Raw genomic sequence first — 22,118 nt, 5'->3', positions numbered from 1 at the left:
CATCAAAAGAAAATAATAAATAAATGATTAGCATGAAAATTAAACTATATAAATCTCTATTTTTATTTGCCCTTACTTCTCAGATCACTCTTGCACAAGTAGACGTGGTCTATAAAGATTTGGTATGGTCAGACGAATTTAATACTGATGGAGCACTTAATGTAAATAATTGGTTTCATCAAATACAATTACCTGCAGGAGGAAGCTGGTATAATAATGAAGTACAACATTATACCAATCTTTCAAGTAATTCGTATGTCCAGGCAGGAGTACTAAATTTAGTGGCACAAAAAGAAAATTACACAAATCAAGGAGTAACAAAAGAGTATACTTCGGCTCGTTTAAATTCTAAATTTGCATTTAAATACGGACGTGTAGATATAAAAGCAAAAATTCCAGTTGCTGCTGGAACTTGGCCTGCAATTTGGATGTTGGGTAAAAATGTAAATGAAGACGGAGGATACTTTGATTCGACAGAAGGAACAGTAAATTGGCCAGCTTGTGGCGAAATTGATATTTTGGAACATGGTATTACTAGATCACATCCTATTAACTATATTCAAAGTGCTTTACACACACCTTCATCTCATGGGGAGACAATCAATGTAGGAGGAGCAGTTGCAAATTCAGATATTGATCGTAATTATCATATTTACTCCATGAACTGGTCACCAAACGCTATTTCATTTTTGCTTGATGGTGTTCTATACTATACCTATAACCCATCCATTAAAGATGCGGAGACATGGCCGTATGTTGATGAACAATATATACTTTTAAATATAGCTTTAGGAGGAGTGGCAGGTGAAATTCCTTCTGATTTTAGCGAAAGCAGAATGCAAATTGATTATATCAGAGTATATCAAAATAATAGTCCTACTAAAAAGATGGAATCGAAAGTATCAAAAAAATCCAAATCAGTAAAGTAGAGTCTAACTAAATAGCAATTCGATAAAATTGTAAACATTAAAATAAAATTAGCCCTATTGAAATTCTAGAGTTCATTTATTCGTCTTACAAAACTAACAGTACTATCATGTACAGATTAAAGAACAAGTTTACCTAATTTATTGAGGATATGATGGGTTTAAATTAGATCAAATGCTACCCTAAACCGATTGATGATAAAGTGAAACTAGCATTTTTAAATCGAAAATATTTTCGAATCAAGAAGGTAGAAAAGGAAGATAAATGAATAGACGTACTAATGTCGTCTTACACTATATATCAAATTCAATAAAATTTAAACATTTGAACAGGAGGTATTTAATAATCGCAAGAGGAGAGTTTCCATGTAATGTGCTCCTTTTGCCTTTATTTTATTTACTTTTGAAAAATTATATTGAATCTGTTTAGAGTTAAACTATAAATCTTTAATCTCAATTTGACAGCCTAATACATTTAAAGAAAAATATTTAATTGCAATAATTTGTTTTTTATAATTAATAATTGTTAAATTTGTTGCAATATTTAACATAATAAAAGCACTAGCCTATACTACAAAAATACTTTTTTAGAAAATTACTCAGAATTTCAAGACACTAAGAAGTATTATATATGGCTACTATTATAGAACAAACAGATGCTTTATTGGTTAAAGATTATGTAACAGGGAACGAAAAAGCCTTGGAAATATTAATCAAAAGACACCAATCAAGAATATACGGATTTATATACTCCAAGATTGCAGACGCAGATATATCCAATGACATTTTTCAAGATACTTTTATTAAAGTAATCAAGACATTGAAAAATGATTCATATAACGAGGAGGGAAAATTCCTTCCGTGGGTTATGCGTATCGCTCATAATTTGATTATTGATCATTTTAGAAGAAATAAAAAAATGCCAATGTTTCGTGAAACAGAAAGCTTTTCTATCTTTTCAATCATGTCTGATGATTCTCCAAATATAGAGTCACAAATCATAAGTGAGCAAGTTGAAGATGATGTTCGTCGACTTTTAGAAGAGTTACCTCAAGATCAAAAAGAAGTATTGCTGATGCGCATGTATCAAGATATGAGTTTTAAAGAAATTGCCGAAGTTACAGGTGTAAGTATCAATACATCTCTGGGGAGAATGAGATATGCACTTTTAAATTTGAGAAAAGTAATTGAAAAACATCAAATTGTTTTGACCAATTAAACAATATTAAATAAAATGCCTCGTTGTAGTATAAAGATATTATATAACGTTATGGCAAAAATTTACTCTAAGAAAAATCATGCTCCAAAGGGCATGAAACCAAAAAAAGAAATTATCTCTTTTTTATTAAATTATTCAAAAGCTTTGACAATTATGAAGGGGAATGAGAATAATTTTGAAATAATTTCTAACTAAGATTTGTTTTATTTTTTTTTAAAACTTCACTTATTTGATCGCTCAAGTAAGTGAAGTTTTTATTTTTTATAATAAGTATTTAAAACTGTTTTGCGACCAATTGTTTTGGTAATAATATCTTTCTCCAAATCCCATCCTCTTGCTGGTGAGAATTGTCTCCCGTACCAAATCATCTGTAAGTGCAAATCATTCCAAGTCTCTTCAGGAAAAATACGTTTAGCATCTTTTTCTGTTTGTTGTACATTTTTTCCGTTGGTCAAATTCCACCGATACATTAAGCGATGTATGTGTGTGTCTACAGGAAATGCAGGTACGCCAAATGCTTGCGACATTACCACACTTGCAGTTTTGTGACCTACAGCGGGTAATTCCTCTAAATACTCAAAACTTTGCGGAACTTCACCACCATGTTTATCAATTAAAATTTGCGACAATCCGTAAATTCCCTTAGACTTCATAGGCGAAAGTCCACAAGGGCGTATAATAGCTTTAATCTCTTCAACACTCAATTTAACCATATCATAAGGATTGTCTGCTTTGGCAAAAAGTAGCGGTGTAATTTGATTGACACGTACATCAGTACATTGTGCAGATAGCAATACCGCTATCAAAAGTGTATATGGATCTTTATGGTCTAATGGTACTGGAATGGAAGGGTAGTATTCTTTTAACGTATTTATAACAAATGTAACGCGTTCTTGCTTGGTCATTTTTGTAGTTTTATAAAAAAGTAAAAATACCGCTTTTTACATTGAAAGTCAATTCCAATAAACGAAAAGCAACATTAATTAATAATGCATAATTAGAACAATAGTAATTTGATTTATTTCGAATTTATAAACTATTGTTTGAAGTAGATAATTAGAAAGGATTTTGGCAATAATCCATATTCAATTTTTAAAAATTGCCGTAACTACTCCATAAATAGAGACTAAAAAAAATAAAAATGACAACATTAAAACAAGGTGATAAAGCTCCAGATTTTTCTGGAATTGATCAAGATGGTACTGCGCATACGTTAGCAGATTATGCTGGAAAAAAATTGGTGGTATTCTTTTATCCTAAAGCGAGTACACCGGGTTGTACAGCAGAAGCTTGCGATTTAAGAGATAATTTTGCACGATTCGAGGCAGAGAATTATGCTTTAATAGGAGTAAGCGCCGATTCTGCCGCCAAGCAAACCAAGTTTAAAGAAAAATTCGAACTTCCTTTTCCGTTATTAGCTGATGAAGATAAAAAAGTTATCGAAGCCTTTGGAGTATGGGGACCCAAAAAATTTATGGGAAAAGAATATGACGGAATACATAGAACGACATTTATAATTGATGAAAACGGAATTATAGAGGAGGTTATCGAAAAAGTGAAAACAAAAGAACATGCGGCTCAAATTTTAAAATAAGAGTTTCGTTATATTCCATAAAAAAAGTTCTAAAAATATCTTAGAACTTTTTTTATGCTTTCAAGTCATGAAAATTAATACTTTATAAATTGACCTTTGGTATTAATTTTATATTTGGCAATATCGGTAACAGTATCTTTCACTGCTTTCTTACCAATAATGTCTCCTGCTTCATTATATCGCAAACCGTCGATTGCAAACTTTTTAATGATAATGCTTCCATCTTTCTTAATTTCAAAGTGGCGATAATATTCTATTTCAAATGTAAACCTGCAATCTAGTAAGACAGCATCAACTTGCTTGTTTGACACATAACTATTCAACTGTAGATTTGCTACTTTTGCATCATTCTCACCATAAGTAGAGTAGGCAATAATTTCATATTTTACATCATTTAAATCGAATGTATCAGTTGTGTAATATTTAAAATCGGCTGACTTGTTAAAGTTATAATCGTTTTCTTTGACTTTAAAAGCAAGTTCTTGCGCTGTAAAATTCTTCGGGTCTTTAAGACCAGTAAGATCATATTCGACTAATTCAGAATCAAATTTTAAATGCGGTTCAAAATCACTAGTTGCATATACAATACTATCAGACTTAGTAGTCGCTATTTCAGATGGTGTTGACTCTGCAGTTTCTTTTTTACAAGAAAAAAACACTAGAGTCAGGATAAAAAAGATAATTTTTTTCATTGTTGGATTTCGTTTATTTCAGGTTCGTATTCTTGAACGTGCAAGTGGTGGTAGTGATTACTCGTTTTGTGAGTGATGTTATTCAGATACTTCGTTTCATTGTCAATCGTAACTGTCCAGCCCAGCATTCCTTTCCAACCAAACTTGTACAAAGCATCATTCCATTTGTTTTGTCTGTCAAAATCCAAAGCTTGTGGTTCCTTGATAAGGTTTAGGCTTGTGCCTGATCCGCATTCGATTGATTTATCAGTTCGAAGGTATTTAAAATCACCATTAATACCGTTAATATGACTTCTACTAGGTCGAGACGACCCATCTTCGTGACTGAAACCATTACATCCAATATCAAGGTAATTTACTTCCAACATTGCTCCAAAGAAGCTAGCCAATGTTTGCTCGTTTACAAAAGAGCGTGGAGAATCCATAATAAAATGATATTGGTGAGTCCCTTTTTTGTAGGATTTAGGCACTTCTTCTAAGTCAATAAGGTTGATCATTTCTCCCGGTTCGCCTCGATAGACTTGAGTTCTGTGGATAGTAAAATCACCTAAATTGTGTTTATATCCTTTTGAATCCACGTAGATGTAACGGTACTTATTTTCGAATTGCTTTGCAATTAGTGAAGGAATGATTTTATTAATTGTTCCGTCGTGATATATCTTATAAGTTACAATGGAATTTATTTTTTCTTCATAGATAACCTTTTTTGATAGCACAGTATCACGTTTAGTCTCATAAGAAGTTACGATTGGATTGTTGGTAAATTCCGCCATCAACTGTAGTTCCAATCGTTCTTTTATAGCAGTGCTATCAATCGGGGGTGATGATACACTTTTTGCTAATGAACAAAAGGAGGTCAATACAAAGAATAACGTTAGTAAATAAAGTCGGTGTAGGCTGTAGGTTTTCAGAATACTTTTTTTTTGGGCTATGGACACTATTAATATCCAAAAATTATAATAATGTAAAAGCAAGAGTAATAAATACGCTTGCTTTTATTTGGTAATCAACTAATTTTTCTCTTCAATGAATGGGGTAGATTCATATCCAAATAATTGTCCTTGTTTAATGATTTCAGGAATACCGTCTGGCAACATACGTTCCCATCCTGGTGTTCCATTTTGAATCATTTTAAGAGCTTCTCTCGAGAAAACAGTTAAGTTATCTGGATCATAGTCTTCAATATCAATAACCTTACCATTAAATTTAAAGAACTTGTACAGCTCTTTCATTCTTGGATGTACTTTTAAATTTTGTGAAGTTCCGATCTCACCATTTTCATCAAGCATTGGGTATAGAAAAACTTTCATATCACGGAAAAATAATTTTCCAAAAGCTTCCAAAATGCCACCACTTAAATGACGGTAATATTTCTCATCAAAAATATCAACTAGATTATTTACTCCCATAGCAAGTCCCATTCGAGCCTTGGTATAATTAGAGAAGTACTCAACCACTTTATAGTATTCTTGAAAATTCGAAATCATTACTGTTTGTCCCAAAGCGCAAAGCAATTCCGCTCGGTCCATAAAATCGCGTTCATCAATTTCACCATCAGAACGCAGGTTAGATAGTGTAATTTCAAAAATTACCAGCGTGTTTTTTTCGTCTACTTTATTTTCTTGCAGGAACATGTTCAAGGATTTCTTGTACATATCCATATTAACCTTGGTTACAGGTCTAAAGCTACCTCTTAGAGCAAGAATATTTTTCTTGTATAAGATTGCAGCAGGCAAAATATTTTTCCCATGTGGATTAAACATTACCGCATCTGTCATTCCGTTTTTTACCAATTGTAAGCTGATCAATCTATTGTCGACATCTGCAAAGCGAGGTCCAGAAAAATTGATAGTATCTATTTCCAATTGATCCTTGTCTAGATGATCATATAGGTAGCGTAATAACTTTTTTGGGTCGTTGTATTTGTAGTAAGCACCATAGATTAAATTTACACCTAGAATTCCAAGGGTTTCTTGCTGCAAACGAACATCAGTTTCTTTAAAACGAATGTGAAGTATAATTTCGTTATAATCCTCATCAGGTTCAATCTGATAACTAATTCCTACCCAACCGTGACCTTTAAATTGTTTTGCAAAATCAATCGTAGCGACAGTATTTGCATAACTAAAGAACATTTTGTTAGGATGTTTTTCTCGATTTAATCTGTGTTCAATCAAACCAACTTCATGCGAAAGCATTTTTTTAAGACGACTTTCGGTTACGTAACGTCCATCAGCTTCATCACCGTAAACAGCATCACTAAAGTCTTTGTCGTAAGCCGACATTGCTTTTGCAATTGTTCCAGATGAACCACCTGCTCTAAAGAAGTGCCTAACTGTCTCTTGACCAGCGCCGATTTCGGCAAAAGTTCCGTAAATATTTTCGTTTAAATTGATGCGAAGCGCCTTGTCCTTGATAGAAGGTATTTGCTCGATGACTTTGTCACCCTTTAATTTTATCTCAGTACCCATTTTTTTTATGTAAAATTGGCTTATATGTCACAAAGTTAATGAAATTGATAACTAATGAAAGGGATTTAATGTTATTTTTGTAAAAAAATGAAAGAGATTTGATAGTAAATTTTTTAGGTACCGGCACCTCTCAAGGAATTCCCATTATTGGTAGTGATCATCCGGTCTGCTTGAGCTCAGATAGTAAAGATAAAAGGCTACGTGTGTCCATCTGGATTCGATGGGATGATAACTCATTTGTAATCGATTGTGGACCCGATTTTAGACAGCAAATGTTGAGAGCCAATTGCAAAAAAGTCGATGCTATATTATTTACACACGAGCACTCAGATCATACTGCGGGTATAGACGATATTCGCCCTTTCAATTTCAAAATGGGTGAAATGCCATTCTATGCTCATAAAAGAGTACTCGACAATATAAAAATGCGTTTTGATTACATTTTTAAAACCGAAGATAAATACCCAGGATCACCTTCTGTACTGCCAATAGAAGTGAACAATGATGCTCCATTTATGATCGGTGATAAAAAAATCATTCCTATTGATGCTTTGCACGGAAACCTTCAAGTCTTTGGTTATAGAATTGATGATTTTGCTTATTTGACTGATATAAAAACTATTGAAAAAAAAGAAATTGCAAAACTGCAGGATTTAAAAGTATTGGTTGTAAATGCGCTGCGTGAAGAATATCACTTCTCTCATTTTAGTTTGCAAGATGCCTTAGATTTTATCGCATTGGTTAAACCTGAGAAAGCTTACCTAACACACATCAGTCATTTGATGGGTTTTCATGAAGAAGTACAAAAAAAATTACCAGAAAATGTTTTTCTGGCTTACGATAATTTAGAAATCACTTTATAATTAAATTTTGAAATGAAAAGATCATTTTTACTCTATGTTTTTATTCTACTAGTCCTTACCAATATTTTTACCTACGCTTATTATGCCGCAGAAGTTAAATTTGAGCAGGAACGCTATACAAGAGTGACCAAAAAGTTAAAAGACAGTTTGTCATCCGTAAGCACCAAACTATCAGATGCTAACTATTTTTCATTAGACAATAACGAAAATGCTCAAAACTATTTCGATAGCGACGATCAAGAAAAAATGATTCAGTATGAAAAATTAATACCTTTTGTTAAAGAACGATTAATGGACTTAAATGCCAATCCAAAAGGAAATCCATACACGGGTCAAGATCAAATAGGCGCTAATAAATTTGTGATTAATAAAATTAAAATTCTCAATCACCGATGGATTATAGTCGATTATAGCGATGGCGAAATATGGGGCGAAGCATTGCTCAAGTATTTTGTAAACGAGGACCAAACATTATCTTTTGAAGTAATTCAGTCCCTTTTATACCAAAAATAATAAACAATTTATCTAAAAGCTCTAAGTACGTAGTCTAGTATTTAGAGCTTTTTTTTGAGCAATAGCTTTCTCAAAGACCAGTTAATTCATCAATTTGGGCGTTCCACCCATAAAATAAGGGAAAGTAGATTGTAACTACCCTTATTTTATGGGTGTCGGGCTATTCATTACAAGTCCTCAACTAGCTCCGCTATCGCTTTGCTCGTTTGTGGGCTATTTACTGCTATCCCTAACGCAGCCTTTTGTAATTATGAAATATCGTTATATAAATTTAATTGGTTCACTAAATTTTTAACGTTTCTATAAATGCTAGTTATCGTTACTGCGCCGTATTTTCAAGAATTTCACTCTTCGTAAAATAATAACTTCACTAAACTTTTTTAACCAGTCAAAAAATTTAAATCATAACTTTCAATTAGAGTATTAATCTGTGATAAAATGAAACAGTCATTAGCGCTATTTTTGGTATATTGCTATTTGAAATAGATGTCTTGATAGAATGGAAATAATAGTGATAAAGAAAATTAGAAAATGAAAAATTATTTTATAGCAGTAATTCTGTTTATGTTCGCTTTTGCAAATGCGCAAAAGAAATTCAAAATATATGAGGAAGATATTTTAAACTATAAGTCTATTTATCATATTGTTAACGAAAAAGGGGAGATGGTCAAAGAACTCGATTCTTCTAAATACATATTTTCATTTAATGGAAATGATTATGAGAATTTTGCGATTTTTAGTATGAGGGATGAGAGTGGCTGGTGTGCAATTGATATCAATGAAAAACTCTTATTTAAAGTTTATAATACCTCTATAGGAGAACCATCACCTGATGGACTTATAGAAAATAAAATACGGATTGTAGATGATCAAAACAAAATTGGTTTTGCAGATAGCAGCGGTAAAATCATTATCCAACCTCAATTTGAAATGGTAACATCGTTTCATAAGGGCAAAGCAATAATTGGCCGAAATTGTGAAAAAATACCTTGGGGTAATCACGAAGAGGAAGGTGGATGTCATCATTTTTCAATTTCATGTGAACAGCAAGGTTATATAAATGAAAAGGGTGAAATTTTGCAAATTGGAGATTATAGCTTTGAGGAAATACAGAAAAAGATAAAGTGGAAAGAACTGTACTAATACTACAGTAGTTTCTATTGTTACATTAATTTAAATTAAAAATTTGTGTGATTAGAACTAGATACGACATCATTTCACATAAGACAACTTCATTACATAAATAATATACAATTCCATTATGATACTTCTCGATCGAAAAGAGTATTTCCTGCAGCTTTTGTCAGAGCACCTATTAATTTCTTTTGGTGCATTGGCAATAACCACTGTAATTGGATTCTTATTGGGTGTCTGGGTTTTCTACTCGGCCAAATCGAGAACATTTATTTTACCGCTGGTAAATTTTTTGTATACAATACCATCAATTGCAATGTTTGGTTTGCTAATTCCGCTAGTTGGAATTGGGTTAAAAAATGCGTTAATCGTATTGTTACTGTATGGCTTATTACCTATGGTGAGAAGTACTTATACAGGCCTTGCTGAAGTACGACCCGATATTGTCGAAGCAGCTAAAGGAATGGGTGCTAATAAGTATCAGCTTTTCAAAGATATATACTTGCCTTTATCCTTGCCAGCAATACTTTCAGGGTTGCGCATAACCACTGTGATGCTTGTAGCACTGACTGGTCTGGCTGCGCTAATTGGAGCGGGAGGTTTGGGTCAAGCCATTTTTAGAGGGCTTAACACAATGAACACTCCTATGATTGTGGCAGGTTCACTTGGAGTGTCGCTCATGGCTATTTTAAGTGATCAATGGGTAGGCGTTTTTGAGAATAGGCTTGTGAGAGTGGTAAGCAATAACGCCTCAAAAAGAGAAAAAAGAATAGTATATTTAAATATGGTGGTTCTTTTTGTAGTTCTTTTTGCGGCTGCAGTTTACACCTGGCCTTCACAATCAAATAAGTCAAATACAATTACGGTTGCTTCCAAACCAACTAGTGAGCAATTTATATTGGGTGAAATAATAGCACAGTTAATTGAGAATGAAACAGATATAAAAGTTATTAGAAAATTTGGAATTGGTGGAGGAACAACAAACATTCATCCTGCGATGACCAATGGAGAACTGGACTTATATGTAGAGTATACGGGAACTGGGTGGATGAATGTACTTAATGAAAAATTACCTTCAAATAATCAGGTCGACTTTACACTCATGCAAAAGAAATATCAAGAGAACTACAATATGAAATGGTTGGGATTACTTGGATTTAATAACACTTATGCACTTGCAATTCCAGATAGTTTGGCTCAAAAATTTAATATTAATACATTTTCGAATTTAGCCAATTATAGCAATCAGTTCGATTTTGGAGCCGAATTTGATTTTTTCGAGCGTTCTGATGCTTACAAAGGATTGGTCAAAAAATATAATTTCAAATTTGCTTCACTTCATGAAATGGATATAAATTTAAGATACAATGCCATGGTAGAAGGAAAGGTAAATGCTATTGATGCTTTTACTACAGATGCAAAAATTGTAGCCCTTAATTTAAAAGTCTTGACAGATGATAAAAATTATTTCCCCAGTTATGAAGCTGGTATAGTAGTTAGAGAAGAAGTGCTGGAAAGATTCCCACAATTAGAGAATTTACTAACACAGCTAAATCAAAAAATTACTACTCAAAAAATGATGCAGTTAAATTATGAAGTAGAAGTACAAAAGAAAGACCCACAAACTGTAGCAAAATTATTTCTTCAACATTTAAAAAGCAACCTAAATGAGTAGTTCAGTGATTATACGTTTTACAGACGTAAGCTTTTCCTATGGGGCCAAAAGCGTTTTAAATAACATCTCTTGTACGGTAGAGAAAGGCGAATTTATTTGTCTCACCGGTAGAAGTGGGTGTGGTAAATCTACTTTATTACGTTTAATTAATGGTCTGATTACGCAAGATGGGGGAGAGATTGAAATTATTGGCAAAAATAGCATCCAATGGGAAATGTACCAATTGCGAAGAAAAATGGGATATGTACTTCAGGAAGGAGCTCTCTTTCCGCACCTTACCGCGTATCAAAATATGTGTTATTGTCTGAAACTGAATAAGTACGATGAAGCATATTGCCGACGTCGTATTCAAGAATTGTTACCTTTAGTTGATTTGGATGAAGAAGTTCTAGATAAATTTCCAGATGCACTAAGTGGTGGTCAACGTCAAAGAGTAGGTATTTTAAGAGCAATTGCACACCAGCCCGAAATTGTACTAATGGATGAACCTTTTTCGGCTCTTGACGCTGAGACACGAGCAAATCTTCAGGATCTAGTAAAAAAAATCCATAAAAAGTTCCTTACTACTTTTGTCATGGTAACGCACGATACCGCTGAAGCTCAAATATTAGCAACACGAATTATTCATATGGATGCTGGGAAAATTGTAAGTAGCATTTAACTTTAATTGCCTTAGTTTGTGATGTACTGTAATTGTATGGCATCAGTATATATTTATTTATAATTTAACCTTGTAAAAAAGTAAGATTGTGAAATAAAATAAAATTAAAAATCTAACTTGCAGTCGATTTGAAAAAGACAACAGTCATAGTATTAGTAAGTCTCATCTTCTTGCAACCTTTCAGCAAGATGTGGATTTATATTGATTTTAAAGTAAACCAACAATATATTGCCGCAAATCTGTGCGTGCAGAAAGAAATTAAAGTTAACAAATGTCAAGGAAATTGTCAACTTTCTAAAAGGTTGAAGAAAGCAGAAGATGAAGAAAGCAAGCAAATTCCGAAATCTCAGAAAGAAAAAATAGAAATTTCAATTTATATACAACCTGTCTACACTAGAATAGAAAGTCACTATTTTTTCAAAAAAAGGAACCAACCTGTTAGCAATTTTTTATTACAATTTAGTTTTTTACATCTAGATGGGATTTTTCGACCTCCAAAATTAAATTTAATATAATTTTTTTGTGAATGCTCAGTTCACAGATTGATTCACTTACTTCAAAGTGAATCGCGGCATTATTATGTAATATGCCTCACTATTATATTTATAAATTTAATCAAATCTCACAATGCTATATAAAAATATCATTACTGTATTATTATGTCTATGGGCAACTAGCAGTTTTGCTCAAAATCTTAAAGGCACAGTCCGTTCAAAATCAGGAGAAGCAATTCGTTATGCGACGGTCTCTGTATTGAATAGTTCTACTAAAGCCGTTGCAGATTCCGAAGGAAATTTTTCTCTAGTTCTAAGTTCGGGTAAATATCAGTTTAAAATTAGCGCACTGGGTTATGCGACCAAAGTCCAGCAAGTTGTAATTGGAAACCAAATTTTAGACGTTGCTGTAGTATTGTCTGATGAATCTCAATCTTTGGAAGAAGTAGTGGTAACTGCTGATAAAGTAGAAAGTAACATGCAAAAGACACCAATAGCAGTTACGGTGCTAAATGCAAAAAAAATGGAAGAATATCGAGTGTGGAATATTACAGATATTACAGCACTAGCTCCTAGCGCTTTTACGATTGAACATGGTAACAGTTCGGGATCTAATTTTCTCAACTTTAGAGGCGCGATGGGCTTTACAACAGAACAAGCAGTAGCCACGTATGTAGATGGCGTTTACCAATTTGACTTTTACTCTGCGCCTCTAAATTTTAATAATATCGAAAGAATAGAAATTCTTCGCGGTCCTCAAGGTACGTTATACGGTCGAAATTCATTTAGTGGTGTTTTAAATGTTGTTACCAAAAATCCAACCAACAATACATCTGGATATGCTAGTGTAGATTTAGGGAATTACGAACAGCAACGATATAGTCTTGGTTTTAATACCCCATTGGTTGAAGATAAATTATTTATGGATGTGGCTCTGCAATTAAACAAGCGCGGTTCTATATATGAAAATGGAACACTAAATACAAAAGATTTTGACAGTAGAAAAGCACTCAGCGGTAACTTTGGACTAAAATATTTATTCTCTGATAAATGGACAATGGGCTTAAATGTACGTTCGGAAGGGAATACAGATAAAGGGGCGTACCCGTGGGTGACTTCAAAAAGCATTGCACTAGAACAGCCTTATCAAGCATTTGGTAATTATGATAATACCGAAAAAAGGAGTAATGTTAACACCTCCATGTCGATAAATTACTTTGGTGAAAAATTCAATTTTTCATCTATAACGGCTGGAATCAATTTTGAAATATGGTTTCCAGGAAAATTTGATTACGATTTTACTGCCGATAAATTAATCAGCGGTCAAAATGCTACAAAATCTAAACAATTTACTCAAGAATTTCGATTTTCGTCGCCAGCCAGTGATAGCAGGCTAAAATGGACTGTGGGTTCTTATTTGTTCGCCGAAAAAACGACAACTGTATATAATACTTTTTATGAAGAAGATTATACTTTGTATGATTCTACAGCGCCTTACACTACAATTACAAATGGATTGAGGAATAATAAAGGAGCAGCTTTTTACGGTCAAACAACTTATGAATTTACTACTAAGCTTGATGTAACCTTTGGTGTAAGATATGATGTAGAGGACAGGGCATTGACCCAAAATTCCTCTTTGGTAAAAGACGATGTTAAAACAATCTTATCAGATGATACCGAAGTAGATAAGACTTTTAACGCTTTTACTCCAAAACTAATTTTGAATTATAAAATAAACGAAAATTCAATTTTGTATTCGTCTTATACAAAAGGATTTAGAATTGGGGGCTTTAATTTCAATAATACAAATAATCCCATTTTTGACCCAGAAAAGTCAGATAATTATGAAGTTGGAAGTAAAAACAATCTGTTCAATAATAAATTAAAACTAAACCTTACCGCTTTCTATTTTCAGCAAAAAGACCAACAAGTTACAACTAGTAGTGATGGTGTAAATTATGCTACGCTAAATGTTGGGAATATGAACAATTTAGGAATTGAAGCAGAAGTTGTAGCCATCCCTATAAAAAATTTACAAGTAGAATGGACAGCAAGCACCTCAAATAGCAAGTATAAAAAATTAGAATTATTTGATAATATAACATTTACAGTTAAGGATTACAAAGGGAATAAGGCTATTTACAACCCAAATTTTCAATCTATGTTAGCAGTACAATATAATATTCCTTTTACAAAATCAAAACAAAATATAATCGCTTTCATACGAGGTGAATACCGTTACTTAGGTGAATATCAGTTAAATTTTGAAAATACTGAAAGTCAAGAGGGTTATGGAATGATAAATACTAGGGTAGGTGTTACCAGCAAAAAGGTAGATCTTGCTTTTTGGGTTCGCAATCTCAATGATGCTCGCTATTTGGCTTGGGGTTATGGTTCTTATTTATTAGGAAGTCCAAGAATGTTGGGAGTTACATTATCAACAAAATTTTAATATAAACATCTAAGGTACTATAATATATTGCTCTTTATTTTAAAACTAAACAATGAAAAAAATAATGATGTCATTTGCATTGATGCTATTGGTTGCATCGTGTAATAATAAAAAAGAAGAAACTGTAAAGCCCGTCAAAAGCCATGAGCAATTAATGGCTGAAATGTATCCAGAACCAAAGGTTCCTATCAAGACAGTGGGAATTCTGTTGTATGATAACTATGCCGTTTTGGACGCAATGGGACCGTTTCATGTTTTCAATGCTCTAATGGGAGTGAAAGTCTTTTTTGTAGGTAGAAAAAAAGGAATAATTACTACCATGAACGGAATGAAGGTAGAGTGCGAAAAATCTATTGATGACGTAAAGCAGTTAGATATATTAGTAATTCCCGGCGGTATGAATGAAACCTATGCTTTGACCAAAGATACTGTCTTATTAAACTGGATCAAAGAGATTGATAAAACTTCCAAATACACAGCCAGTGTTTGCACTGGAGCTTGGATTCTTGCTGCAACTGGATTGTTAAATGGCAAAGAAGCTACGACGCACTGGTATGGAAAAAAACTTTTGAAAGATAAATTTAATATTAATGTTGTCAACAGAAGATATACCAACAGTGGAAAATATTGGACAAGTGCAGGTGTGTCTGCAGGTATAGATATGAGTTTGGCCATAGTTCGCGACATTGCGGGAGACAATTATACAAAAATTGTAATGCTTGATCTAGAGTATGATCCTAAACCACCTATTGAGGGCGGAAGCGAACATAATACAGATTCAGACATAGTTGAAATGGTTAGAGAAATGTATGACTCTCTTTTTCTTCCCTACATTAAAAAAAGCGACGAGAAACAATTATCTAATTGAAACAGTTTTAAAAAAATACCCCATTAGTAATTACTATTAATGGGGTTTTTCTTCGTAGCTAATGTTGGAATACCCACAAATTTATAATAAAAAAGTCTCTCATGAATCATCAATTTCAAAAAGCATCAACAGAACAAATACCTGAGATATGGAACATTTTACAGCACGCAATTGCTCGCAGAAAAGCAGACGGAAGCAATCAGTGGCAAGATGGCTATCCCAACCCCACTGTGATACAAAATGATATTCTAAAAGATGCTGCTTATATTCTACTTGAAGAGAAAACGATTGTTGGCTACGTGGCATTGCTCATTAACGATGAACCAGAATATCAAAACATCGAGGGGAAGTGGTTGACAAATGGCGATTTTATTGTATTCCACAGAGTGGCTATTTCAGAGAATCACTTAGGTAAAGGTTTAGCCAAAAAGTTGCTACAGTTTATTGAAGAGTTTGCAATAAATAGTAAAATCTACAGCATTAAAGCTGATACTAATTTTGATAATCAAGCAATGATCGCCTTATTTAAAAAATTTGATTATCAACACTGTGGTGAAGTCTATTTTAGAGGCAGCCCCAGAAGAGCATACGAAAAAGTGCTTATCAAATAGCAAGATAAATAATTTGTTAATAAGCACAATTAATTTTACTGCTTTGTAAGCTTTATTAGCGACTTCGAATGAAGTTTTGATGTTTAATGATATTTAGTTACTTGTAAATCAATTAATTAAATTAGTGATTAATAAAATACTATATTTATTTTAAATTGAATCGAATGAATCCAAATGTTCCTTCGTCTAAGTAAATAGGCGATAAATTCTAATGCCTAAAAATTTTTATTATGATTCGTTATCTGGGATTAATTTTAATTTGTTTACTAACTGCTAATGCAGTGCATTCGAAAGAAATGAAACGGGAAATTACCTTTGACAAGGTTGAACAAATAATAGTAAATCAAAAGCTATCCGATACAGTAAAGAAAAACACTCCTATTTTAGTTTATAATTTTGACGAACTTGAACCACTTTTGCATAAAAAAAGTGATAAAATAAAAATTGTGAACTTTTGGGCAATGTGGTGTGCACCTTGCGTAAAAGAACTCCCCTATCTGGAAGAATATGCAAAAAACAATTCAAATGTCGAATTATTACTTGTTAGTATGGATTTTCCCGAAGATATCAATACTAAATTAATACCATTTTTAGTTCGAAAAAAAATTACTTCAAAAGTCGTTGTATTAGATGATCCAGATGCGAATAGTTGGATTAATAAAATAGATCCACAATGGTCTGGATCAATTCCTTTTACGATCATATATAATGATAATAATCGGTCATATCATGAGAAAGATTTTCAAAGCGTCTTGGAGTTGGAACAAGCAATGAATAATACAATAACACAAAAATAAAACAAAGTATCATGAACAAAAAAGTTTTTAGAATAGCGTTAGCTTCAATTGCATTAAGTATGTTTTTCTTTTGCCAAAGCAGTATTGCGCAAACTACAGATAGCAAAGGCGATAAAAGACACGGCCCACCAAACGGAAAACCAGGTGGTGGTGGAAGCCCAGAGCAAAATGAAACCTTAGCAGAAATGAAAGGATATAAAATTGGAGATACGGCTTCAGATTTTGCACTTAAAAATGTTGATGGTAAAATGGTTTCATTAAAAGATTATAAAAATGCGAAGGGATTCGTTGTAGTTTTTACATGTAATGAGTGTCCTTTTGCAAAAATGTACGAAGATCGTTTGATTGCATTGAACAATGAGTATGCACCAAAAGGATATCCTGTAATTGCAATTAATCCTAATAGTCCAGAAAATTCTAGTGAAGGATATGAAGCGATGCAAAATCGAGCTAAAGAGAAAGGATTTACTTTTCCATATTTGGTTGATGAAGGTCAAAAAGTATATCCTAAATATGGTGCTTTAAGAACACCACATGTATTTTTATTAGATAAAAAGTTAGTTGTAAAATATATTGGGACGATTGATGACAATGCAAGATCGGCAGCTGATGCAAAAGTAAAATATGTAGAAAATGCCATCAACGCGATTGAGAGTGGAAAAGAAGTAAGTCCAAATTTCACCAAAGCCATCGGATGTCCAGTTAAAGCAAGTACTAATTAAATATAATTTACACTTTAAATAAACTAAAAGAGCTTTACATCTTATAAATGTAAAGCTCTTTTTTTATGTATAATGTGATTATTTTCTGCTGTTTGCGTGAGGGATAGAGGCGGTATCCTCGCAGTGAAACGGAGAGATATAGCCGAAAGCCCGACCCGATTTTTCTTCGGGGCACGCCCAAATTATTTGCTTTCTGTCAACCAATTTTTGAAATCAAAGAAATTTTGCGGTGCTACTCCGTGCCCTACTGGGTATTCTTTGTAAGTGGCGTCAATATTTAAATTTTTCAAAAACGGACCCGTTTTGCGAGCCCATTCGATTGGAATTACTTGATCTACCGTTCCATGAGAATGGAAAATACGTAAGTTGCTAAAATCATTATTTGCGTAATTTTCTTCCATGATTTCTTCATTGGCATAACCGCTTAATGCAATGATGTTTTTGATTTTTTCAGGATGTGATAATGCAATCGCATAGCTCAATATAGCACCTTGACTAAAGCCGAGTAAGCTAATGTTGTCTTTGTCAATAGGATAATTAGCGATCAATTCTTCAACGAAGTTTGCAATTAGATCACGAGATTCGCGCGCTTGAACTAGGTCAGAAAATTTATTTTCGTCAGCATCAAAATTAATAGCATACCAGGCATAACTGCCATATTGCATGTCATAAGGTGCACGCGCCGAAATGATGTAATATTCCTCTGGAAGTTCTGATGCAAAGGAAAATAAATCGGCTTCGTTGCTTCCATAACCATGCAGTAACAGGATTAACGGATTTTTATCAAGTTTTGTTTTTGGTTCTCTGATGAGGTATTCTAAAGATAATTTCATGTTATTATGTGATTGAGATAAACCATTTTTGGTAAAGATCACCAAGTAATGGAACTGGTTTTGTTTCGCCTTTTATAGCGGTTGCAATGCCGTAAGACCACAGTACAAAGACGCAAATCCACATGGAGGACGAGATCATTAAATTGTCAAAATTACTAATGATTAGTCCAAGGGAGATAAAGGTAAGTGTTAATCCTAACCCTTGTCGAATATGAAAGGAAGCAAAAGTGTTTTTGTCTTCTGCATTCATCGACATGGCGATAAATACGCCAATTCCTAAAATGTAACTTGCTATTGCGGCAGATTTGCCTTTCTCTACAGATGCGTTCATTATGATTCTCCTAAGATTAATTGTCCTTGATTGTAAATTCCGTATGCTTTTCCTTTAGTTTTCATTCCTAAGAAAGCAGAATTTTTTGACTTTGAAAGTATATTTGCAGTGCTAAAAGTATTTTTTCCTTCAGGATTAAATAAACTTAAATTAGCCACTGCTCCTTCGGCAATTGTGTGTGTTGGAACTGAAAAAAGTTCTTTTCCTGAGGTTAATTTATCGATTACGACCTCTAGAGGCAAAATAGTTAGCAAAGCACCAAATGCACTTTCGAGACCTACAGTTCCGCTTTTTGCCAAATCAAATTCCATTTTTTTATGTTCTATGTCAATTGGGTTGTGATCTGTTGTGATTATATCTATAGTTCCGTCCAGAACACCCTCTAGCAAAGCTTTGCGGTCAATATCAGTTCTTAATGGTGGGCTTACCTTGTAGCGACTATCAAATTCTTCTAATTTCTCATCGGTAAAAACCAAATTGTGAACCGCTGCACTGGCAGTAACCTGCAAACCTTTGGCTTTTGCATCACGAATCATTTGAACCGATTTGGCTGTAGATACGGTTGGGATATGCATTTTTCCACCAGTGTATTCTAATAAAAATAAATTGCGTGCTATTTGTAATTCTTCAGCAAGATTTGGAATTCCCTTTAATCCTAAGCGGGTAGAAACTACACCTTCGTTAACGACCCCATTCCCCTTAATCTTTTCATCTTGCGGAAAAGCGATTACAAGTCCGTCAAAATCTTGTACGTATTGCAAAGCTATTTTTAATAAATTGGCGTTGTCTTGACTTTTTTTATAATCTCCGAAGGCTACAGCTCCAGCATTTTTCATATCAAATAATTCAGCCATATCTTTTCCCTCGCTTCCCTTGGTCAATGCACCAATTGGGTAAAGTTCTGTAGCGCTACCATAAGCTTTACTTTTTACAAACATGATCTGCGATTGATTATCTATTACAGGACAGGAGTTGGGTTGCAAAGCAATTGCTGTAAATCCGCTCTTGGCAGCAACTTTAAGACCATTTCCTATGGTTTCTCTATCTTCAAAACCTGGCTCGCCAAGTGATACACTTGAATCAAACCACCCTTGTGAAACATGCAAATTATCAAGTTGTACTTCTTTGATGTTATCGGGATTGGGGAGTGAAGTTCCTATTTTTGAAAGTATACCGTCTTCAATTAAAATATCTACAATTTGAGTATCGAATGTACTTTGAGGGTCGATAATTTTTGCGTTTCTGAGGATAATTTTCATAGGATAAGTGCTGTTTTTTTATTTCAAAAATCGAATAATTGCCATTTCTAACAAAAGAAAAAGCAGTGCAAAGATAACAAACCATTTCCAAATCACGCTGTCTGTTCGGTCGGTTTGTAACTGGCTGATCACTGCAGAAATAGATTCTACTGTTTTGTACCCATCCAAACTTGCTTCATTGGCGGTAGTGTATTGGCTTTCAGTTCGGTTGTAATTAAAACTAATATTTTCTAGAGGAGTTTTTTTGCTGTAAATTTCAAAATTCCCCGCTTTGTTTGGGTATTCGTTAAAGGTCAATTTGACTTTATCATTTATAGCTTGTTGCGTTGGGATAAATTCTTCACCTTTATTACCTACACTTAAAATAGCATCCTTGGATAACTCTGCTTCTATTAAGTAAGGCTCACTATCTCCTATAATTCGCGCATTGATTGCATTATTGCCATGCATCGTTGCCATTTTATAAAAAGCAGGGACAATTAATGGCGACTGCTGAAAATTTGAATTGCTACTATTTAAGGGAGCCGAAAACACTGAAACGGAATTAGTGGGATTTATTACTGAAGTCAAGAAACTACTACCATCTTGATAATAAAATGCGATAGAGTTACCACTTACAATTTCAAAATTTGTATTAGTTTTTGGATATTGAAAATTACTTACTTTACCCTCAAAAACTGAAGTAAATAGAGGATGTCCATAATTAATTTTAGTAATTTGCTTTTCGACTTTGGCCAAAGGTTGCAATTGGATGTTTCCAATAAGTTTTAAAAAATCATTAATGTTCCCGATTGCAGCTGTGGCTGCAGGAATTACAATTAAATTACCGCCTTTTTGCACAAATGATTTTAGTGTAGTTTGCAACGCGGTTGGGATTGTTTCAATTTCGTTTAATACAATTGCATCTTGTTTTTCGATACTATTATAATCTAAAGAAGAAAGTAGACTGTTTCTATAACTGAATTCATCTGCAGTATATATACGGCTTAAAAAATTGCTTTTTTCTAGAGCGCCAATACTTAGAACGGCATTTTTTTTGGGTTGTAAAATTGTGAAAAAATAGTCATTATCGAATGCTAGTCCATTATCTTCGATAGAAACCTTACCATGAAAGTCTTGCTTAGGAATAGTAAAAGGGATCGTTTTTTTATTCTGTTCAAATGTAACTACGGTTTTTGCAATTAGCTTAGTTCCATTATAAATCGCAATCGAACTCTTTTGATTGGGATCTCCCTGGCTTGTTAATCGGACTCTAATATCATAGAAATTTTCTAATGTTTCTTCGATATAAACACTATCGATGGCTATATTATTTTTTTGCTCCGCTTTCGGAACAATAAAATAGGCATTATCTTCCTTTTTAATAATCTGTAATTGCTTTTTCTCCAATCCTATTGCATCGGTGATTATAATAATGTCTTTTTTATAAACTGATTTATGAGCTTGCACTTGTGTAAGTAATGACTCCGCTTGAAACGGGATAGCACTATAGTCTAAGTTTTGCAATTCTGACTGTATTTCTTTTTTTGAAGTGTTCCAAAATGTTTCCGAATTTGTCAAAAGCGAAAATGTAATTTCCTCAGGAATATTTTCCAGCAACTCCTGAACAGCACGTTTTAATAATTCGCCTTTCTGTCCTTTAGCTTGCATGCTAAGAGAGTTGTCTAAAATTACATACAATTCGTTCGAATTATTTTTACTGTCAGTGGCTTCAAAAAAGGGCTGCGCAAAAGCGATAATTATAGAAGCCAAAAGGAGTAAGCGGGTGGCAAGAAGTAACCATTTTTTTATGGTAGCACTTTTACGGGTTTGTATAGTTAAAGCCTTTAAAAATCGAACATTTGTAAAGTATTCTTTCTTAAAACGTCTCAATTGAAATAGATGTACCAAGATAGGCACAATCAATAAAAACAGAAAGTATAATAGTTCAGGATGTTTAAATTGCATTTGTTATTTCATTTTATTATCGAAAACTAAGGAAGCGTGTAATCAACTCTCCA

General features: G+C 33.4%; 22 protein-coding genes. 14 read left to right on the top strand and 8 right to left on the bottom strand.

Annotated features, from left to right (window positions below; all coding sequences use genetic code 11):
- The first annotated feature begins 32 nt into the window (after nt 1-32).
- The 3 genes from LXH21_RS00870 to LXH21_RS00860 all read left to right on the top strand — a co-directional run bounded on the left by LXH21_RS00870 (nt 33) and on the right by LXH21_RS00860 (nt 2,340).
- The gene (locus tag LXH21_RS00870; protein ID WP_239861919.1) at nt 33-929 is read left to right on the top strand and encodes a glycoside hydrolase family 16 protein; all 897 of its coding nucleotides are present in this window, start codon (nt 33-35) and stop codon (nt 927-929) included.
- Between the two features lie 628 nt (nt 930-1,557).
- On the top strand, nt 1,558-2,145 hold the full coding sequence (locus LXH21_RS00865) for an RNA polymerase sigma factor (protein ID WP_239861918.1): 588 nt from the start codon (nt 1,558-1,560) through the stop codon (nt 2,143-2,145).
- 51 nt (nt 2,146-2,196) lie between these two features.
- A complete protein-coding gene (locus tag LXH21_RS00860) occupies nt 2,197-2,340 on the top strand; it encodes a hypothetical protein (RefSeq protein WP_239861917.1) in 144 nt (47 codons plus the stop codon).
- 59 nt (nt 2,341-2,399) lie between these two features.
- Here the strand turns inward: LXH21_RS00860 and LXH21_RS00855 are convergent, their stop codons facing one another.
- Complete coding sequence (locus LXH21_RS00855) at nt 2,400-3,050, bottom strand: endonuclease III domain-containing protein (protein ID WP_239861916.1); 651 nt, start codon at nt 3,048-3,050, stop codon at nt 2,400-2,402.
- A gap of 236 nt (nt 3,051-3,286) precedes the next feature.
- On the opposite strand from LXH21_RS00855, the gene bcp reads away from it, so the two are divergent.
- Complete coding sequence (gene bcp / locus LXH21_RS00850; RefSeq protein WP_239861915.1) at nt 3,287-3,739, top strand: thioredoxin-dependent thiol peroxidase; 453 nt, start codon at nt 3,287-3,289, stop codon at nt 3,737-3,739.
- A gap of 74 nt (nt 3,740-3,813) precedes the next feature.
- Here bcp and LXH21_RS00845 read toward each other — a convergent pair whose 3' ends face one another.
- The 3 genes from LXH21_RS00845 to LXH21_RS00835 all read right to left on the bottom strand — a co-directional run bounded on the left by LXH21_RS00845 (nt 3,814) and on the right by LXH21_RS00835 (nt 6,902).
- The gene (locus tag LXH21_RS00845; RefSeq protein ID WP_239861914.1) at nt 3,814-4,431 is read right to left on the bottom strand and encodes a hypothetical protein; all 618 of its coding nucleotides are present in this window, start codon (nt 4,429-4,431) and stop codon (nt 3,814-3,816) included.
- Nucleotides 4,428-5,369 carry a hypothetical protein gene (locus tag LXH21_RS00840; RefSeq protein WP_239861913.1) on the bottom strand — a complete coding sequence of 314 codons (942 nt, stop codon included), beginning with the start codon at nt 5,367-5,369 and terminating at the stop codon, nt 4,428-4,430. The genes LXH21_RS00845 and LXH21_RS00840 overlap by 4 nt, the downstream gene beginning before the upstream one ends.
- 72 nt (nt 5,370-5,441) lie before the next feature.
- Nucleotides 5,442-6,902, bottom strand: coding sequence for a TonB-dependent receptor (locus tag LXH21_RS00835; RefSeq protein ID WP_239861912.1), 1,461 nt, complete (start codon nt 6,900-6,902; stop codon nt 5,442-5,444).
- Nucleotides 6,903-7,000: 98 nt separating this feature from the next.
- Between LXH21_RS00835 and LXH21_RS00830 the strand changes: the two genes are divergently transcribed.
- From LXH21_RS00830 to LXH21_RS00785, 10 genes are all read left to right on the top strand, one after another.
- Entirely contained in the window at nt 7,001-7,765 is a 765-nt protein-coding gene (locus tag LXH21_RS00830) for an MBL fold metallo-hydrolase (RefSeq protein ID WP_239861911.1), read from the top strand.
- 12 nt (nt 7,766-7,777) lie between these two features.
- On the top strand, nt 7,778-8,278 hold the full coding sequence (locus LXH21_RS00825; RefSeq protein WP_239861910.1) for a hypothetical protein: 501 nt from the start codon (nt 7,778-7,780) through the stop codon (nt 8,276-8,278).
- A 531-nt stretch (nt 8,279-8,809) separates the two neighbouring features.
- Nucleotides 8,810-9,421 carry a WG repeat-containing protein gene (locus tag LXH21_RS00820; protein WP_239861909.1) on the top strand — a complete coding sequence of 204 codons (612 nt, stop codon included), beginning with the start codon at nt 8,810-8,812 and terminating at the stop codon, nt 9,419-9,421.
- 118 nt (nt 9,422-9,539) lie between these two features.
- Nucleotides 9,540-11,087 (top strand): ABC transporter permease/substrate-binding protein, encoded by a 1,548-nt coding sequence (locus LXH21_RS00815; protein ID WP_239861908.1) that lies wholly within the window; start codon nt 9,540-9,542, stop codon nt 11,085-11,087.
- Nucleotides 11,080-11,748, top strand: coding sequence for an ATP-binding cassette domain-containing protein (locus LXH21_RS00810; RefSeq protein ID WP_239861907.1), 669 nt, complete (start codon nt 11,080-11,082; stop codon nt 11,746-11,748). The genes LXH21_RS00815 and LXH21_RS00810 overlap by 8 nt, the downstream gene beginning before the upstream one ends.
- 627 nt (nt 11,749-12,375) lie before the next feature.
- Nucleotides 12,376-14,697: a TonB-dependent receptor gene (locus tag LXH21_RS00805; protein ID WP_239861906.1), complete on the top strand. Its 2,322-nt coding sequence runs from the start codon at nt 12,376-12,378 to the stop codon at nt 14,695-14,697.
- A gap of 52 nt (nt 14,698-14,749) precedes the next feature.
- Complete coding sequence (locus LXH21_RS00800; RefSeq protein ID WP_239861905.1) at nt 14,750-15,565, top strand: DJ-1/PfpI family protein; 816 nt, start codon at nt 14,750-14,752, stop codon at nt 15,563-15,565.
- Between the two features lie 101 nt (nt 15,566-15,666).
- Complete coding sequence (locus LXH21_RS00795) at nt 15,667-16,176, top strand: GNAT family N-acetyltransferase (RefSeq protein ID WP_239861904.1); 510 nt, start codon at nt 15,667-15,669, stop codon at nt 16,174-16,176.
- Between the two features lie 230 nt (nt 16,177-16,406).
- Complete coding sequence (locus tag LXH21_RS00790) at nt 16,407-16,973, top strand: TlpA family protein disulfide reductase (protein ID WP_239861903.1); 567 nt, start codon at nt 16,407-16,409, stop codon at nt 16,971-16,973.
- 11 nt (nt 16,974-16,984) lie between these two features.
- Nucleotides 16,985-17,695, top strand: coding sequence for a thioredoxin family protein (locus LXH21_RS00785; RefSeq protein ID WP_239861902.1), 711 nt, complete (start codon nt 16,985-16,987; stop codon nt 17,693-17,695).
- Between the two features lie 182 nt (nt 17,696-17,877).
- Here the strand turns inward: LXH21_RS00785 and LXH21_RS00780 are convergent, their stop codons facing one another.
- The 4 genes from LXH21_RS00780 to LXH21_RS00765 are packed head-to-tail and all read right to left on the bottom strand — an operon-like array spanning nt 17,878 to nt 22,065.
- Entirely contained in the window at nt 17,878-18,528 is a 651-nt protein-coding gene (locus LXH21_RS00780; RefSeq protein WP_239861901.1) for an alpha/beta hydrolase, read from the bottom strand.
- A 4-nt stretch (nt 18,529-18,532) separates the two neighbouring features.
- Nucleotides 18,533-18,859, bottom strand: a complete 327-nt coding sequence (locus LXH21_RS00775) for a hypothetical protein (protein WP_239861900.1) — start codon at nt 18,857-18,859, stop codon at nt 18,533-18,535.
- On the bottom strand, nt 18,859-20,118 hold the full coding sequence (locus LXH21_RS00770) for a dihydroorotase (protein ID WP_239861899.1): 1,260 nt from the start codon (nt 20,116-20,118) through the stop codon (nt 18,859-18,861). The genes LXH21_RS00775 and LXH21_RS00770 overlap by 1 nt, the downstream gene beginning before the upstream one ends.
- Nucleotides 20,119-20,136: 18 nt before the next feature.
- A complete protein-coding gene (locus LXH21_RS00765) occupies nt 20,137-22,065 on the bottom strand; it encodes a vWA domain-containing protein (RefSeq protein WP_239861898.1) in 1,929 nt (642 codons plus the stop codon).
- Nucleotides 22,066-22,118: the final 53 nt, after the last annotated feature.

Origin of the sequence: Flavobacterium algicola, from assembly GCF_022399565.1 — a bacterium.
Classification (GTDB): Bacteria; Bacteroidota; Bacteroidia; order Flavobacteriales; family Flavobacteriaceae; genus Flavobacterium; species Flavobacterium algicola.
Note: the sequence above shows the minus strand (reverse complement) of the source record. Positions and strands in the feature narration are given on the sequence as shown.